Here is a 14,944-nt window from a genome sequence, read left to right on the forward strand (position 1 = left end):
GGACCTGACGCTGGGCGCACCTAGCGTTGCGGGCATGATTCAGATACGTGAAGTAACCAAGCGGTACGGCACGAAGACGGTCGTCGACCGCCTGTCGTTCACCGCGAAGCCCGGGCAGGTCACCGGCTTCCTCGGCCCCAACGGGGCTGGCAAGTCGACGACCATGCGGATGGTGGTCGGCCTCGACGCGCCGAGCTCCGGCGACGTGCTGGTCAACGGTAAGCCGTACGCGTCGTCGAAGGCGCCGCTGCGCGAGATCGGCGTGCTGCTCGAAGCCAAGGCCGCGCACCCCGGCCGGACGGCGGTCAGCCACCTACTGGCCCTGGCCCGTACGCACGGCATTCCGCGCTCGCGCGTCGATGAGGTGCTCGGCCTGGCCGGTCTCTCGGCCGTCGCCCACAAGCGGGTCGGCGCCTTCTCCCTCGGCATGGGCCAGCGGCTCGGCATCGCCGCCGCCCTGCTCGGTGACCCGGCCGTGGTGATGCTCGACGAACCGGTCAACGGCCTCGACCCGGAGGGTGTCCTCTGGGTGCGCAAGCTGCTCACCGGCCTGGCTGCCGAGGGCCGCACCGTGATGTTGTCCTCGCACCTGATGAGCGAGGTCTCGCTGATCGCGGACCATCTGGTCATCGTGGGCCGGGGCAGGCTGCTGGCCGACACCACCGTGGCCGACCTCGTGACGGCCGAGGGTGTCCGGGTCGTCACTCCCGCCCCTGACGCGCTGCGCACGACGATTGCCGGCCCGGGTGTCACGGTCACCTCGACCGGTGCGGAGGAACTGCTCGTCGCCGGCGCCTCCGCCCGCGTGATCGGGCTGGCCGCGGCATCCCGTGGCATCCCGCTGTTCGAACTGACCCCGCAGAACGCCTCCCTCGAAGAGGCGTTCATGGACCTGACCCGCGACGCTGTCGAATACGAGGCCTCCCGATGAAGATCACTCCTGGTGGCGTCGTCGCCGCCGAATGGACCAAGTTCTCCTCGCTGCGCTCCACCTGGATCACGACCGGCATATCCGTCTTCCTCCTGATCGCCTTCGGCATGATCGCCTCGGTTTCCTTCTCGGGCGACAACCTGACCTCGATCGACCTCGCCCTGTCCGGCAGTGCCCTGGCCGCGCTGTCCGTCGGCGTGCTCGGCGCGCTGCTGGGCGCCGGCGAATACACCACCGGCATGATCCGGGCGACTTTCGCCACGGTGCCGCGCCGGTTGCCGGTGCTCTGGTCGAAGAGCCTCGTGGCGGGGTCGGCCGCCTTCGTCACGATGACCGCCGGCGCCTTCGCCGCTTTCGTGGCGGGGTCGGCCGTGCTCAACGCCGAGATCGGTGCTCTGGACCTCGGCGACGACGGCGTGCTGCGGGCACTGCTCGGCGCCGGCCTCTATCTCGGCCTGGTCGCGGTGCTCGGGGTCGCGCTCGGCATGCTCGTCCGCTCCAGCGCCGGCGCCATCGCGATCCTGGCCGGCCTGCTGCTGATCGTGCCCGGTCTGGCCGCTCTGCTGCCGGACTCGATCTCCGAGGCCATCACCCCGTACCTGCCCAGCAACGCCGGCAGCGCCGTGATGACGCTGACGCAATCGGACGGCGCCCTGGCCCCGTGGGCCGGCCTCGCGGTCTTCGCCGGGTACGTGGTCGTGACGCTCGCCGCGACGGCGTACCGGCTGAAGACGACCGACGCGTGAGCGGGTAGAGGGAGAATCCGGTGATGAGCACCCAGGGATGGCTGGTGGACCGGCAGGCCCGGTTACGAGCCTTCGACCGGCGCAGCCCGTGGGTGATGGACACCCTGGTGGCCGTCCCGATCGTGCTCTTCAGCATCCCGAACATCATCGAGAATCCCCTCTCGGCGACGATCGCGACCCTGGTCCTGCTACCGCCGCTGTACTGGCGACGGCGGTACCCGTTCCCGGCGTTCCTGGTCACCGCGGCCATCGATTTGACAGAGGGACTGCTGGACGTCGGCGTCGGCGCCGGAGTGATCCTGCTCGTGATGCTGTTCGGCGTGGCCTCCCGAGGTTCGTGGCGGGCGCTGGCCTGGGCCTCGGGGATCACCCTCGCGCTGCTGGTCGCCCAGATCTATCTGATCAATCCGGTCACGGAGAACCGCACCATCACGCTGTTCCTGGTGATCGGCACCTCAGTTGCCGCGGTCGCGTCCGGCATCGCGGTGCGCATCCGCCGGGCGTACCTCATCGCTCTCGAGGACCGCGCCGCCCGCCTGGAGGTCGAGCGGGATCAGCGGGCCCGCCTCGCCGTCGCCGAGGAGCGGGCCCGGGTGGCCCGCGAGATGCACGACATCGTCGGCCATCACGTCTCGGTCATCGTGGGCCTGGCCGACGGCGGTGCCGCGCTCGCGACCTCGCGGGCTGAGCAGTCCGCCGAACCGCTCCGGTTGATCGGTGACACCGGCCGGCAGGCGCTGTCCGAGCTACGCCGGGTGCTGGGCGTGCTGCGCGAAGGAGACGACGATCCGCAACTGAGCCCGCAGCCGGGCATCGACGATCTCGACCGGCTGTTGCCGAGCGTGCGGGCGGCCGGGCTGCCGGTCACCTACTCGACCTCGGGCGAGTTGCACACCCTCGGCCGAGGCGTGCAGCTCGCGGTCTACCGCATCGTTCAGGAGGCGCTCACCAACACCCTCAAACACGCGGGAAGCGGCGCGACCGCGGACGTCACTCTCGCTGCCTCCGATGGAGAGGTACGGGTACGGGTACGCGACAACGGCCGTGGCAGACCCGCCGCCCCGAGCCACGGCCTGCTCGGCATGCGGGAACGCGCCGCCATGTACAGCGGGGTGGTGACCGCCGGCCCGACCGAGCACGGCTGGCTCGTCGACGTAGTCCTCAAGGAGCCTGCATGACCACTGTCCTGATCGCCGACGACCAGCAGCTGCAACGGATGGGCTTCAAGATGCTGCTCGACGGCACACCCGGTTTCAGCGTGGTGGGCGAGGCCGCCAACGGCGCCGAGGCAGTACGGAAAGTCGAGCAGACCCGGCCCGACGTGGTGCTGATGGACGTGCGCATGCCCGGCATGGACGGCATCGAAGCCACCCGCCGCATCACCGCGGCCGGCTCCCGCACCCACGTGCTGATCCTGACCACATTCGACCTGGACGAGTACGTGTATGCGGGACTGCGGGCCGGCGCGAGCGGCTTCCTCCTCAAGGACGCCCGCCCCGAGGAGCTGATCGCCGGCATCCGCGCCGTTGCGAGCGGAGACTCGGTGGTGGCCCCCAGCCTGACCCGCAAGCTGATGGACGCCTACCTCCAGAAACCGGCGTCGAACATCCGTGCGGACCCTCGCCTCACCACGCTCAGCGAGCGAGAGCGAGAGGTCCTCGAAGCGATCGGCCAGGGCGCCACCAACACCGAGATCGCCGAACGCTTCACCCTCACCGAATCCACCGTGAAGAAGCATGTCGGGCGCATCCTGGCCAAGATCGGGGCGCGAGACCGCATCCAGGCCGTCATCTTCGCGTACGACAACGGCCTGGTCGAACCACGTGCCTGAACGGTCGTCGTGGAGTGGCCTCCTCGCCAGGCGCGGGCACGATGCCATCGGCCACCCGGATTTCTGACCGCTAGGCCGTGAACTGCGGCACCACGTCAGCGAGCGCCCGGTCGAGGATCTCCAGGCCCAGGTCCAGCTCGGCGTGCGTGGAGGTGAGCGCCGGCGCGATACGGAACACGCCGCCCATGCCCGGCAACTGCACCACATTCATGTGCAGTCCCAGCTCCAGGCACCGCCCGGTCACGGCGGCGCCCAGCGCGTCGGCCGGTCGTTTCGACTCCCGGTCGCTTACCAGTTCGAGCCCGATTAGCAGCCCGCGGCCGCGCACGTCGCCGACCACCGGGTGTCGCTGGCCGATCTCCCGCAACCCCTTCCGGAGGTATGCGCCCAGGTGCGCCGCCTGTTCGTCGAGCCGGTCGGCCTCCAGCACGTCCAGGACCGTGTTGCCGACCGCGGCCACCAGCGGGTCCGAGACGTGCGTGGTGAAGAAGAGGAAACCGCGCTCGTGCGCCGTCTGCTCGATCTCCGGGCTGGTCACCACCGCAGCCAACGGCAGGCCGGCACCGAGCGTCTTGGACAGGGTCAGGATGTCCGGCACGACGCCGTCCCGCTGGAACGCGTACCACTCGCCGGTGCGGCACAGACCGGTCTGCGCCTCGTCGAGGATCAGCAGCCCGCCGCGCTCGTGCACCTTGTCCCGCAGCGCCGCGAGGTATCCCGGCGGCAGGTCGATCACGCCACCGGAGCTGAGGATCGGCTCAACGATGCATGCCGCCAGACTGCCCACCGACTGGGCGTCGAACAGCTCGAACGAGAACTCCAACTGACGCCGCCAGTCCAGCTCGCCGTCCGGGAGGGTGAAGTCGGGCCGGTACGCGTTCGGCGTGGGGATCGCGACGTTGCCGGGCGCCGCAGGCCCGTACCCTCTGCGTCCCGAGCTGTAGGTGGCGCTCGCCGCCGCCTGCGTCATCCCGTGCCACGACCGGGCGAACGAGATGATCTCGTGCCGGCCGGTGACCAGCTTCGCCATCCGGATCGCCGCCTCGTTGGACTCTGCGCCGGTGGTGAGCAGCAGAACCTTCTCGAGCGGCGCGGGCAGGGAGCCGGCGAGGCGGCGGGCCAGCTCCACCACGGGCCGGCTCAGCATGCCGCTGAACAGGTGGTCGAGGGTGGCGGCCTGTTGCTGGATGGTGGCTACGACAGCCGGGTGGGAGTGACCGAGGATGGCGCTCATCTGCCCGGACGTGAAGTCGAGCAGGCGGCGGCCGTCGGCGGTGAACACGAAACTGCCTTCGGCGTGGTCGATGATCTCGCGGACGAAGCTGCCCGCGCCGATGTAGCGGACCAGGTGACGATCGGCGTCGGACCAGAACGAATCAGCCATGAGCCGACGCTAGGCAGCCCCGCTAAGGCACGTCCATCGCACATTTCCGCTGTCGCTGTTAAGCAGAGCCGTACAGTCGGGGGGCATGACGCTGAATCCGTGGCGGCTGCGCCTGCTCGCCGACCTGGCAACCTACGGCACCGTCCGGGCTGTCGCACAGCGCGGCAACCTTAGCCCGTCGGCGGTGTCCCAGCAGTTGGCCACGCTGGAACGGGAGACCCGGACCGCGCTGCTGGAACGAACCGGGCGGCGGGTGCGGCTCACCGCAGCCGGAGTACTGCTCGCCGGCCGGGCTCGGGAGATCCTCGCGGCCATGGACGGGGCCGATGCGGAGCTGCGCCGCCTCGCCGACGAACCGGCCGGCACGGTCACCGTGGCCGCGTTCCAGAGTGCCGTGCAAGCCCTCGCCGAACCGGCGCTGGCCCGGCTCGCGGCCCGGCACCCGGACGTGAGCGTGGTGTTGCTGGAACTGGAGCCGCACGAGAGCATGCCGGCGCTGCGTCGGGGGGACGTCGACCTCATCATCACGACGGCCGACTTCACCGGCGCCGAACTCTCGCCGGAGATCGACCTGGTGCCGCTCGCCACCGATCCGATCGTGCTCGTGCTGCCCCCGGAGCACTCGTTGACCAGCGCCGAGTCGGTCGCCTTGGAGGCGTGCGCGCAGCAGCGCTGGACGTTCGACGTCGCCGGCTCGTACATGTCCGAGCTGTCCACCCGGCTGTGCCGGGAGGCCGGCTTCGAGCCCGTGGTGATCTGCCGGTTCAACAACTACATGCTGGCGCTCCAGCACGTGGAGAGCGGTCGTTCGATCACCATGCTGCCCAAGCTGGCGGTTGACCCGCGGTACCGGGTGGTGACCCGGCCGCTGAACCCGCCGCTGACCCGGCGCATCACGACCGCGGTCCGGCGACCGGCTGCGTCACGACCCGAGGTGACGGCCGTGCTCAGCGCGCTGAGAGCAGGTGACTGACCGCCGGGGTGTCGGGCTTCGCCACAGTGGCCACGTCGCCTTCCGCCGAATGCCGTTCGAGCAGGAACGGGCCGACCAACGCGTGGCCGGCAGGTCGGATCATCCCGAGGTGATCGTTCGAGGCCCGTACCTTTCGGCCGCGCGCGCCTTGGCCTTGGCCGCCTCCGCTGCCCGGTCACGGGGAGGCGCCTTCGTCACAAGGCTGTCCAGCAGGGTTCGGGTGGCCGCCGTGACAGCGCGGACCGCCTCGCCGAACGCCTCCTCGTTGGCCGCTGAGGGCCGGGTCGTGCCGCTGACCTTGCGCACGTACTGGAGGGCGGCGGCTTCGATCTCATCGTCGGTCACCGGCGGTTCGAAGTTGTGGAGCACGCGTATGTTCCTGCACATGCCTCCACCATGCCACGCACAACCGCCAGGCCAGCATGCCGAGCTGGTCACCACGCGAGCCCACCCTGAGGTCTCCCCGGGGCCACTCAGAGCAGTTGCGCATCGTGGCAAGACCGGCCATCATCTAGCGATGATCTCCAACCGGAAGGGCGGACACGCCCTGGCGCGTTGACCGCGCCCACGCGGCACGACGATGCCGCGCCCCTCTCCCCGGCCCCCCGCGATCTGTGGCGGCAGGCCGAAGTGATCCGGCAGGAGTGGCTGGGGTACGCCCTCTCCACCGAACCCGCCGACCGACCCACCACGCAACGGTGCCTCACGGCGATCTACGCCCGAGCTGGCCGCCACCAGCCCCGGTTCGTCTGGGTGGACTCCCCCGCCGCGGCCCTGCCACTGATCCGGCAACTGCCCACCCTCGGCCAGCTCCTCCAACGGGTCCGTGACCCCGCCCCGGCCGGCCCACCGCCCCCGGCCAGCGACATAGCCACCGTGGCGTCCCGGCTGAGGGCCGCGCTCGGCGACGGGGTCCAGCACACCGACCCCGAACTGTCTCCCGTTCGCCGAGGCAGGACCCGCGAACCTTGGCCGGACCTGCCACCGAAGGATGCTCTCGACCGGCAGGTGCCACTCGGCGTCGTGCTGCACCGAGGCGTCCGCAACGCCCTGCACCGCAGCCTGATCCCCGGCTTCACGCAACCGGTCCGCGCAGGGCTGCCCGGTGGCGACCGACAGACGCCGGTCTGCTGGTACGGCCAGCAGGACGCATTCTGGGTCGGGTACTACGACGCCCTGCACCGGCTCGGACTGGCCGCGTACACCGCCGAGGCAAGCGACCAGCTGCGGACCTGGACCGACCTGGCGCGATCCGGCGGCTGGTGGTGGCCCGGCCCGGACGTCTGCGTCGTGGTGGAGCGGCCGGCGGTGATCCGCACCGAACCCGTACCCGGCTCGTGGTACGACGAGGTCCGGCTACGACCGGACGGGGTCGGGTACCGCGACGGCTGGCGACCACCGCCGTGCTGACCGACGGCTGAACACCGACACGAGGACGAGAGAGGCTTGGCGGGCGGCCGTTTCGGCAGCCAACGACGTCGAAACGCGGAAGGGCCGGGAAGGACAAGCCGGTCCCCGCCCGCCAAGCCGCTCGGGCCCGCTGCCGACGGGCGACGGCGATGACCTCAGGCCGGGAAGCCGGCGACGCGCCCATCACGGCCAACGACAACGCTGTCCGCAGTGGCCTGCCCAAATATGCGGAAGACACGGGGGAAACCGGCAAGCTCCTCGACACGTTTCCAGATTCATCGAGACCAAGGGGTAGCGCATCGGTGTCCGTCGTTGGAATGATGTCCGCCAGCGTATTTTTGATCCGGCGTCAGCGCCAAACGGAGGGCCTATTCCGTGAAGCACGACCATTCACCTGTTCTGCCAGGTCACGGCGCTACGGACTATGCACGCTACATGCGGACAGATACTTTGCTCGGTCTCCAACGTACGCCGGACGAGGTCATACATCGCGACGAGCTGCTTTTTCAGGTGGTGCATCAGTCGACCGAGTTGTGGCTGAAACTGGCTGCGGCGGAGCTGGCGGAGGCGACCACCCAGGTGGCTGCCGGTCAGCTACCGGCCGCGGAGGCGCTGCTGGCCCGGGCGACGCTCGCGGTCCGCTTGATCACCGACCAACTGGAGATGCTGCGATATTTGTCCCCAGTGGACTTTCAGGCGATGCAGCCCGCCCTCGGCAACGGTTCTGGTGCGGAGTCACCCGGTTGGCGGCAGATCCAGGGCGCCAGCCGACAGCTCGGCCGCGCGTTCGGCGAGCAGCTTGCCGCCCACGGTGTCGAGGCGGCCGACCTGTGCCCGGCGGATCCGTCGGATCCGCTGCACCGGCTCGCCGAGGCGATGGTGGAATGGGATGAACGGGTGTCGGTGTGGCGGGTCCGCCACTACCAGGTGGCCCTGCGAATTGGCGGCCATCCCCCGGCCGGTGCCCCCGGCAGCCCAGCGAACATGCTGGCAAGACTCGCCGGACACCGATTCTTTCCCGAGTTGTGGCAGGCGCGACTGCGCCCCACCACTGACGAATAGCCCGGCTGAACCATACGCAGCTGCGATCGCCGGCATTTCCGGCGACCGTCAGTGAGGTTCGTCTCGTCAACTTCGAGGGGTGGCACGTGCGTCCATTGATTCACTGGTTGTCGCGCCCGACCGAACCGCGCCGCTTTCCCTACTCCCCAGTGCTGAAGGAGTTTCACCGCAGCGGCAAACATTTCGCGGAAAAGAGTTTCCTCGCCCTGCTCGACAGCGCCCGGCAGGCGGTGACCCGCCCGGTCTCCGGCACCGGCGACGCCGCGGCCCGTCAGCTGACCGCCTTCCTGGACGTCGCACTCGACAAGTGGGACGGCCGCTACGACTACCGCAGCTACCTCGCCCTGCGGCTGCTCCGGCTGCCCTGCGGAACAAACGATCCGACCCCGGGCGCGCAGGCCGCTGCCCGGCGGCAGAGCCGGGACCGGCTCCTCGTCCGCCTGGTCGCCGACGCACTGGCGTTCGAGTTGGCCGCCGACGCGCGCACGACCGGGCTACTTCCGTTGCAGAGACCCGGGCCAGCGGTGGTCGTCAAACGCTGCCGACTCGGTGTCCGAGCCGCCGCACCCGCGCTGGCCCGTCTCGGCATGACCGAGGCGATCGGGAGCGACGCCCCGACCACGACCGCGGCCAACCTGCACACCATCGCCCGGGACCTGACGTTCCCCGGGGATCCGCTGCTGCGGCTGACCATGTTGCCGGTCCACGTGACGCACGACGAGTACCTGTTCATCCGGGTACTCCAGGGTTACGAGTGCCTCTTCGCCGGGGTCGCCGACGAACTTCGCGCGGCGGTCGCCGCATTGGCCGGGCACACACCGGGCACCGCCGCCGACCGGCTCGGGTACGCAGGCGACCTGCTGCGCGCCGCGGCTCCACTCTTCTCCCTCCTGGCCACCATGCAGCCCGAGTCGTTCCGTACCTTCCGGCAGTACACCGAGGGCGCCAGCGCGATCCAGTCCCGCTCGTACAAGCTCATCGAATCGCTGTGTCGCACCCCGCAGGCGGATCGGCTGGACTCGGTGGCCTACCAGTCGGTACCGGAGATACAGGCCCGGGTACGCGTCGGCCAGCCGACGGTCGACCAGGCGTACCGGTCGGCGGTGTCTGAGGGCCGGCTCACCGGCGCCGACGGCGCCCTGGTGGCGCGGCGGATGGCTGCGTTCGCCGGTGCCCTGTCGCAGTGGCGCCGGACCCATCTCCGCGTGGCGGTGTGGATGCTCGGCGCCCAGACCGGCACCGGCTACACCGAGGGCACGCCGTACCTCGCGGCGAACAGCGCAGCACCGGTCTTCACCCCCATGACCACCGATCCGCCGGCGGCCGGCCCGACTGGAAGGCGCTGCGCATGAGCCAGCCCGAGCACAGTCCCCGATGCCTCGACGCCGGCACGCACGCCGCCCTGCGCGCCGAGTTCCCGCTGGTGCACACCTGCGTCTACCTCAACAGCAACTCCACCGGCGCGGTGCCCCGGGGCGGTGAGCGGGTGCTGCACGACTACTGGGAGACGCTGCGCACCTGGCGCGACGACGTCTGGCAGGACTGGCACGTCGGCCTCGACCGGTACGCCGACTCGGTGGCCGCGCTGATCGGCGCGCCGCCGGGCAGCGTGATCACCGATGCGAATCTGAGCACCTTCCTGGCCCGGGTGGCGTCCTGTTTCGACTACCGCTCGCCCCGCAACCGCGTCGTCATCACGGATCTCGACTATCCGACGGTGCCGTTCATCTTCCGGGCGTACGCCCGATATGGCGCGCAGCTCGACGTGGTCGGCACCGGCGGTCCCCACCTGGACCAGGACGCGCTGGAGGCCCGGATCGACGAGCGGACGCTGCTGGTGTGCGTGCCGCACGCCAGCTTCACCTCCGGCGCCACTACGGACCTGTCCCGCCTGGTCGCCCGCGCCCACCAGGTCGGCGCGCTGGTGGTGGTGGACGCCTTCCAGAGCGTCGGGGTGATGCCGTTGGACGTCACCGCGCTCGGCGTCGACGTGGTCATCGGCGGTTCCCACAAGTGGTTGTGCGGTGTCGGCACCGGATTCCTCTACGTCCGGCCGGACCTGGTGCCACTGCTGACTCCGGCCGCCACCGGCTGGCAGGCCGGCGACCGCGCGCTGACCTTCCGACCGTCACCGGGCTGGGCGACCGGTATCCGTCGTTTCGCCGGCGGCACCCCCTACCCGCTCACCTCTTTGATCTCCCAGATCGGTCTGGACCTGCTGCTCGGTGTCGGTATCGACGCCATCCGGCGGCATTCGCTGGCGCTCACCCAACGGCTGCTGGACCGGGTCGACGCCGCCGGCATCGTCGTGGTCAGCCCCACCAGCATCGCCCGGCGAGGCGGGGTGGTGTGCCTGGACATCCCCGACGGCGAGGCCGTCAAGCGGCGGCTGGCCGCCCGTGACGTGATCTGCAGCTGGCGCGGCTATCTGCGGGTCGGCCCGCACGTCTACAACACCCTAGACGAGATCGACCTGTTCATGGATGCGCTGAAAGAGGAGCTGCACCGGTGACCGTCACCCTCTCGCCCCGGGCATTGATGAGCCTGCTCGTCAACGGCCCCAAGGCCATGGACGTCCTGCACACGGCACTCGACCTGGGGCTGCTCGACGCGCTGGAGGCCGGACCCGTCCGCCTCGACGCGCTGGCCACCCGGTTCGGGGTGCTCCCACTACGGCTGTACAAATTCCTCGACTGCATCGAGAGCCTCGGCTTCGTCATCCGCGACGAGCCCGGCGACGACATCGGCGCGACCAGCTACCGAGCCGTGCCAGGGCTACGCGACGCGGTTAACGCGGTCGTCGGGCCGGGCGCCACCGAACGGGACCGGGACCGCTACCCGTGGCGGCAGCTGCACGGCCGGCTGGCCGAGAGCCTACGCGGCGAGGTCAGCATCGACGACGGCTTCGCCTGGCCACCGAAGACCGCCGAGCAGACCGCGGATTTCGAACGCAGCATGGCCCTCGGGCTGGGACCGGCGATCGAGACGATACGCCGGCACTCACCTCGACTCTGGTCGGACCGGCACCGCCTGCTCGACGTCGGCGGCGGTGACGGGACACTCGCCGCACACATCCTCGACGCCGCTACGCACCTGCGGGCCGACGTGTACAACCTGCCGGCGGTGGAACCACTGGTGGCGGCCACCCGCGACGACCGCGGTCACCCGGAACGGCTCGGCTTCGTCGGCGGCGACTTCTTCGCCGAACCCCTACCGCGCGGCTACGACGCGCTGTCCTTCGTCCGGGTTCTGCACGACTGGCCAAACGCGGTCGCCCGCGACCTGGTCCGCCAGGCGTACGCGGCGTTGCAGCCCGGCGGGCTGATCCTGATCTGCGAGGAGTTCCGCACCCCCGACCGGCTCGCCATGCAGTTCTTCTGGAGCTACTTCCTGATCGGCGTCGACAGCAGCGTCAGCCGCCTACGCGAGGTGGACTTCTACACCACCCTGCTCACGGAGACCGGCTTCCACCACGTGGCGGTGCTGCCCGGCACCTGGGAGCTCGTCGTCGCGTACAAACCGACCCGATGATCCTGTCCCATCTGGCCCCTTCTCCACCTGATCTTTTGCTCAAGGAGAGCGTCACAGGTCTTCATCGGGTGTCGGCGGTCTAGCATCGAGCGATGGATTCGTCCCTTGACACCTTGCCGAAGATCAGCGCACCCGCGACGCGGGCGCTGAACGCCGCCGGCTACACCGCCCTACGCCAGCTCGCGGGCGTGCCGCGCGCAGACCTGGCCAGATTGCACGGCATGGGACCCAAAGCACTGGACACCATCGAGGCCGCCCTCGAACAGCACAATCTGAGGCTGAGCTGACGCTGGCCCGACTCAGCGGCACCTCATACCTACGCGACCGGCGGCGTTGGCGCTCAGTGACTGCGGAGACCCGTCCGGTAATCAGCGTCGCGGCGCACGAGCCTCGCATCCTCCTCGACCTGCACGAGGATGCGTTCAGCAGCATCCGGCACAGCCCGATGCCACTTTTGGCCTTCTCATAAGCGGGTAGGGCATCCCGCACCGAGGGAGGCATACTGGCTGCCGTGTTCGCCCTTGTTGCCGATACTCCCGTCGCAGCCGGTGAGCTCGTCCGCCGAGGGCCGATGCAGTTCGGCCAGGATGTTCCAGGCTGGTCGGTGGCACCGTACTGCCTGCACGTGCCGATCCAGCACCTCGTCACGGTGTTCCAACCGGTCTACGACACCTTCTTCAACGACGGACTGGCCGATGTCCGTAACGGCAGCGACGACTGGCCCGAGATCGAGGCTCTCGTCGCTGCCGGCTGCCCACCGCTGTCCGACATGCCCACGAGACTGCCAGGACTGCTCGCCGAGATCCTGCGGGAGTCGCTCTACATGGACATCCTCGACGCGCTCCTGCCGCTCAAGCCCAACGCTCCCATCAGATACCTGGCCAACACCGTCGACCACGTCGCCGTCGAAGCCAACTGGGTGGCAGTGTGCGGGCGAGCCCTTCAAGTACCCGAAACAACCCCGTCCGACTGAACCCCCGAACACCACAGCCCCACCGCCGCGACGCTCCGCACGGCGTACAGGGGTGGTGCCGGCCGTCGGATCTCCCTCGGGTTGCAACAAAAACGCCCGCTGGCGCCGTTCTACCTCCGTACCGGTAGTCCATCGAAGGGTGTCAGATGCGCTTGAAACGACTCCTGATCGCCGTGGTGGCATCGGCCGCCGTGCTGGTAACGGCGGCTCCGGCCGCGGCAATCAGCGGCGGTGAACGGGCCGCGCCCGGTGAGTTCCCGTGGATGGTCCGGCTTCTGCCGGTGGGTTGCGGCGGGACCCTTATTCACCCGCAGCTGGTGCTCACCGCCCAGCATTGCGTCGATGAGCAGCCAGCCGACAGCCTGACGGTCGTCTCCGGCACCGTCGACCTCAAGAACCCACGCCGGACGATGACCAGATCCACCGCTCACATCGGCGGAACCGAGTGGTGGGATGGACCGGACTGGGCGGTGATCAAGCTGGAACGGCCGCTCGACCTGCCCATCCTGCGGCTGGCCACCGAGCCCCGACAGCTACGGACGCTTACCGTGACCGGCTGGGGCACGAAGAAGTCAGGCGGCCCCCAGGAACGCTTCCTCCACAAGGTGAAGCTGCCGTTCCTGCCGGACGAGCAGTGCTTCGACGACCCCTGGTGGGATGAGCACCCTGAGTACCCGAGGTCGACGATCTGCGCGAAGTCGGTGGACCAGAAGAGCCACTGCCCCGGCGACTCCGGCGGGCCAGCTCTGCACCGGCTTCCCCACGGCGTCTGGGAGCAGGTCGGCATCGTGAGCGCCGGTTCGGACTGTGACTGGGACATCGGCGAGGAGCCGACCCCCAACTACACCGACGTCGCCTACTTCAGCCAGAGCATCCAGCGCGCCGCCGACCAACTGCTCACAAGCTCCAGCTGATCACCACCCGGCAGTGGTAGCCCAACCGGACACGGCAATCCTCTGCTGGATCGCCTCGAACCCGACGACGGTCGCCGGCTACGGCCTTGTCCGGTGAACTGGTCTCGGCGAGTACAACGCTGGTTGTCGCTGTTGCCGGCGTCCCCCTGCCCGTCTGATACGAGCAGGGGGACTCCTCAGCACGCCCGGTCAGCTGCTCAGCCGGCCGGTCCGGCGGTAGCGGGCCAGGGCCAGTCCGCCAAGGGCCACGGCGATCAGCCCCACCACCAGGGCCATGACGCCACCGACTATTCCGTAGCCGGTGCCGGGACCACCCTTGGCGGCGGCCACCACATATCCGCCGAGGGCCATGCCGACCAGCCCTGCCATCAGCGCGATTGTGGCTCCGAGCCGCCCGCGGCGGGTGCCGATGCGACTACTGGGGCGGCTCAGAGCCAGTCCGCCGATGACCACGCCGGCCAGCGCCGCAAGCGCGCCCACGAGGGACACGAATCGCCCGGTGGTCAGTTCGTAGGCGTCGATGGCGGCTCCCGGTCCGTCGGCGGCCGCCGGTCCGCCGAGCCCGGTCGCTCCGAGCAGTACGGCGAGGGTGATGCCTCCGACCAGGACGGCTGCGGTCACCGTAAGCATCCGTCGGACTGGCATCGAGACTCTCGATGAACCCATGTGCCTTCTCCTTCTCGTGCATCTCGTTCAGCAAGTGCGATGTCTTCGGGTCGCACCGCCCGGTCGTCGCGCGGCGGCGAGAGTTCGTGCCGCCGCATGTGACGTACGGCTGCGCGGCGCTGCAGGTGCTGGAAAGGGTCAGACGCTGGCCTCGTCCGCGAGCCTGGTCGGCACGGGCAGGGTCGGCTTCGGTGCCCGGGCATCCACCAGTTGGCTTTGCCGCACAGCTCAATCACCGCGGGGACGAGCACCATCCGCACGATGGTGGCGTCGATGAGCACGGCAACGGCCATGCCGAGCCCGCCCTGCTTGACCGCGACGTCGGGGCCGAGCAGGGAGGTGGTGAAGCCGAAGCCGATGAACCCCACGGCGATCACGCCGACGGTCCAGGCCAGCAGGATCAGGCGGCGACGTCGTTGACAGAAGCGGGCCAGCCCCGCCAGAGCTCCGTCCGTACGGGGAAGCCTCGGTTGTCATCATCTTCTCCTCGATGGCTGGCTGCCGCCCGATCATGTCGCCGGAC

17 protein-coding genes are annotated in these 14,944 nt (G+C 69.6%); 13 read left to right on the top strand and 4 right to left on the bottom strand.

Annotated features, from left to right (window positions below; translation table 11 throughout):
- The first annotated feature begins 34 nt into the window (after positions 1-34).
- Genes ACN26Z_RS20420 through ACN26Z_RS20435 form a run of 4 tightly spaced genes read left to right on the top strand, consistent with a single transcriptional unit; the run spans position 35 to position 3,508 of the window.
- Complete coding sequence (locus ACN26Z_RS20420; RefSeq protein WP_282237890.1) at positions 35-931, top strand: ABC transporter ATP-binding protein; 897 nt, start codon at positions 35-37, stop codon at positions 929-931.
- Positions 928-1,677, top strand: a complete 750-nt coding sequence (locus ACN26Z_RS20425; protein ID WP_421462874.1) for an ABC transporter permease — start codon at positions 928-930, stop codon at positions 1,675-1,677. Before ACN26Z_RS20420 ends, ACN26Z_RS20425 begins: the two co-directional genes overlap by 4 nt.
- Positions 1,678-1,700: 23 nt before the next feature.
- Positions 1,701-2,855: a sensor histidine kinase gene (locus ACN26Z_RS20430; RefSeq protein WP_421462876.1), complete on the top strand. Its 1,155-nt coding sequence runs from the start codon at positions 1,701-1,703 to the stop codon at positions 2,853-2,855.
- Complete coding sequence (locus tag ACN26Z_RS20435) at positions 2,852-3,508, top strand: response regulator (protein ID WP_421462878.1); 657 nt, start codon at positions 2,852-2,854, stop codon at positions 3,506-3,508. Before ACN26Z_RS20430 ends, ACN26Z_RS20435 begins: the two co-directional genes overlap by 4 nt.
- Positions 3,509-3,578: 70 nt before the next feature.
- Here ACN26Z_RS20435 and ACN26Z_RS20440 read toward each other — a convergent pair whose 3' ends face one another.
- Complete coding sequence (locus tag ACN26Z_RS20440) at positions 3,579-4,892, bottom strand: aspartate aminotransferase family protein (RefSeq protein ID WP_421462880.1); 1,314 nt, start codon at positions 4,890-4,892, stop codon at positions 3,579-3,581.
- A gap of 85 nt (positions 4,893-4,977) precedes the next feature.
- Between ACN26Z_RS20440 and ACN26Z_RS20445 the strand changes: the two genes are divergently transcribed.
- Positions 4,978-5,865 carry a LysR family transcriptional regulator gene (locus ACN26Z_RS20445; RefSeq protein WP_421462881.1) on the top strand — a complete coding sequence of 296 codons (888 nt, stop codon included), beginning with the start codon at positions 4,978-4,980 and terminating at the stop codon, positions 5,863-5,865.
- A 99-nt stretch (positions 5,866-5,964) separates the two neighbouring features.
- On the opposite strand, the gene ACN26Z_RS20450 is transcribed toward ACN26Z_RS20445, so the two are convergent.
- Complete coding sequence (locus ACN26Z_RS20450; protein ID WP_421462883.1) at positions 5,965-6,252, bottom strand: DUF2277 domain-containing protein; 288 nt, start codon at positions 6,250-6,252, stop codon at positions 5,965-5,967.
- A gap of 168 nt (positions 6,253-6,420) precedes the next feature.
- Between ACN26Z_RS20450 and ACN26Z_RS20455 the strand changes: the two genes are divergently transcribed.
- The 8 genes from ACN26Z_RS20455 to ACN26Z_RS20490 all read left to right on the top strand — a co-directional run bounded on the left by ACN26Z_RS20455 (position 6,421) and on the right by ACN26Z_RS20490 (position 13,755).
- Positions 6,421-7,275 (top strand): DUF6745 domain-containing protein, encoded by an 855-nt coding sequence (locus ACN26Z_RS20455; protein WP_421462885.1) that lies wholly within the window; start codon positions 6,421-6,423, stop codon positions 7,273-7,275.
- A 375-nt stretch (positions 7,276-7,650) separates the two neighbouring features.
- Positions 7,651-8,337: a tryptophan 2,3-dioxygenase family protein gene (locus ACN26Z_RS20460; RefSeq protein ID WP_421462887.1), complete on the top strand. Its 687-nt coding sequence runs from the start codon at positions 7,651-7,653 to the stop codon at positions 8,335-8,337.
- Positions 8,338-8,423: 86 nt separating this feature from the next.
- Positions 8,424-9,689, top strand: coding sequence for a tryptophan 2,3-dioxygenase family protein (locus ACN26Z_RS20465; RefSeq protein WP_421462889.1), 1,266 nt, complete (start codon positions 8,424-8,426; stop codon positions 9,687-9,689).
- Positions 9,686-10,849, top strand: coding sequence for an aminotransferase class V-fold PLP-dependent enzyme (locus ACN26Z_RS20470; protein WP_421462891.1), 1,164 nt, complete (start codon positions 9,686-9,688; stop codon positions 10,847-10,849). The genes ACN26Z_RS20465 and ACN26Z_RS20470 overlap by 4 nt, the downstream gene beginning before the upstream one ends.
- Positions 10,846-11,868 (top strand): methyltransferase, encoded by a 1,023-nt coding sequence (locus ACN26Z_RS20475; protein WP_421462893.1) that lies wholly within the window; start codon positions 10,846-10,848, stop codon positions 11,866-11,868. Before ACN26Z_RS20470 ends, ACN26Z_RS20475 begins: the two co-directional genes overlap by 4 nt.
- A gap of 92 nt (positions 11,869-11,960) precedes the next feature.
- Positions 11,961-12,155 (top strand): DNA-binding protein, encoded by a 195-nt coding sequence (locus ACN26Z_RS20480; protein WP_093411060.1) that lies wholly within the window; start codon positions 11,961-11,963, stop codon positions 12,153-12,155.
- A 224-nt stretch (positions 12,156-12,379) separates the two neighbouring features.
- Positions 12,380-12,841 (top strand): hypothetical protein, encoded by a 462-nt coding sequence (locus ACN26Z_RS20485; RefSeq protein ID WP_282237877.1) that lies wholly within the window; start codon positions 12,380-12,382, stop codon positions 12,839-12,841.
- A gap of 152 nt (positions 12,842-12,993) precedes the next feature.
- Complete coding sequence (locus tag ACN26Z_RS20490) at positions 12,994-13,755, top strand: S1 family peptidase (protein WP_170863636.1); 762 nt, start codon at positions 12,994-12,996, stop codon at positions 13,753-13,755.
- A gap of 189 nt (positions 13,756-13,944) precedes the next feature.
- On the opposite strand, the gene ACN26Z_RS20495 is transcribed toward ACN26Z_RS20490, so the two are convergent.
- Both ACN26Z_RS20495 and ACN26Z_RS20500 read right to left on the bottom strand, forming a co-directional pair.
- Positions 13,945-14,385, bottom strand: a complete 441-nt coding sequence (locus ACN26Z_RS20495) for a DUF6223 family protein (protein ID WP_282240775.1) — start codon at positions 14,383-14,385, stop codon at positions 13,945-13,947.
- The gene (locus ACN26Z_RS20500; RefSeq protein WP_421464745.1) at positions 14,373-14,798 is read right to left on the bottom strand and encodes a hypothetical protein; all 426 of its coding nucleotides are present in this window, start codon (positions 14,796-14,798) and stop codon (positions 14,373-14,375) included. The genes ACN26Z_RS20495 and ACN26Z_RS20500 overlap by 13 nt, the downstream gene beginning before the upstream one ends.
- Positions 14,799-14,944 lie beyond the last annotated feature (146 nt).

Origin of the sequence: Verrucosispora sp. WMMD703 (assembly GCF_049178935.1) — a bacterium.
Lineage (GTDB): Bacteria > Actinomycetota > Actinomycetes > Mycobacteriales > Micromonosporaceae > Micromonospora > Micromonospora sediminimaris.

Excerpts from the sequence above, each read along its gene's own strand:
- ACN26Z_RS20420 (WP_282237890.1), top strand. The coding sequence starts at position 35 with ATGATTCAGATACGTGAAGTAACCAAGCGGTACGGCACGAAGACGGTC.
- ACN26Z_RS20425 (WP_421462874.1), top strand. The coding sequence starts at position 928 with ATGAAGATCACTCCTGGTGGCGTCGTCGCCGCCGAATGGACCAAGTTC.
- ACN26Z_RS20430 (WP_421462876.1), top strand. The coding sequence starts at position 1,701 with ATGAGCACCCAGGGATGGCTGGTGGACCGGCAGGCCCGGTTACGAGCC.
- ACN26Z_RS20435 (WP_421462878.1), top strand. The coding sequence starts at position 2,852 with ATGACCACTGTCCTGATCGCCGACGACCAGCAGCTGCAACGGATGGGC.
- ACN26Z_RS20440 (WP_421462880.1), bottom strand. The coding sequence starts at position 4,892 with ATGGCTGATTCGTTCTGGTCCGACGCCGATCGTCACCTGGTCCGCTAC.
- ACN26Z_RS20445 (WP_421462881.1), top strand. The coding sequence starts at position 4,978 with ATGACGCTGAATCCGTGGCGGCTGCGCCTGCTCGCCGACCTGGCAACC.
- ACN26Z_RS20450 (WP_421462883.1), bottom strand. The coding sequence starts at position 6,252 with ATGTGCAGGAACATACGCGTGCTCCACAACTTCGAACCGCCGGTGACC.
- ACN26Z_RS20470 (WP_421462891.1), top strand. The coding sequence starts at position 9,686 with ATGAGCCAGCCCGAGCACAGTCCCCGATGCCTCGACGCCGGCACGCAC.
- ACN26Z_RS20480 (WP_093411060.1), top strand. The coding sequence starts at position 11,961 with ATGGATTCGTCCCTTGACACCTTGCCGAAGATCAGCGCACCCGCGACG.
- ACN26Z_RS20495 (WP_282240775.1), bottom strand. The coding sequence starts at position 14,385 with ATGCTTACGGTGACCGCAGCCGTCCTGGTCGGAGGCATCACCCTCGCC.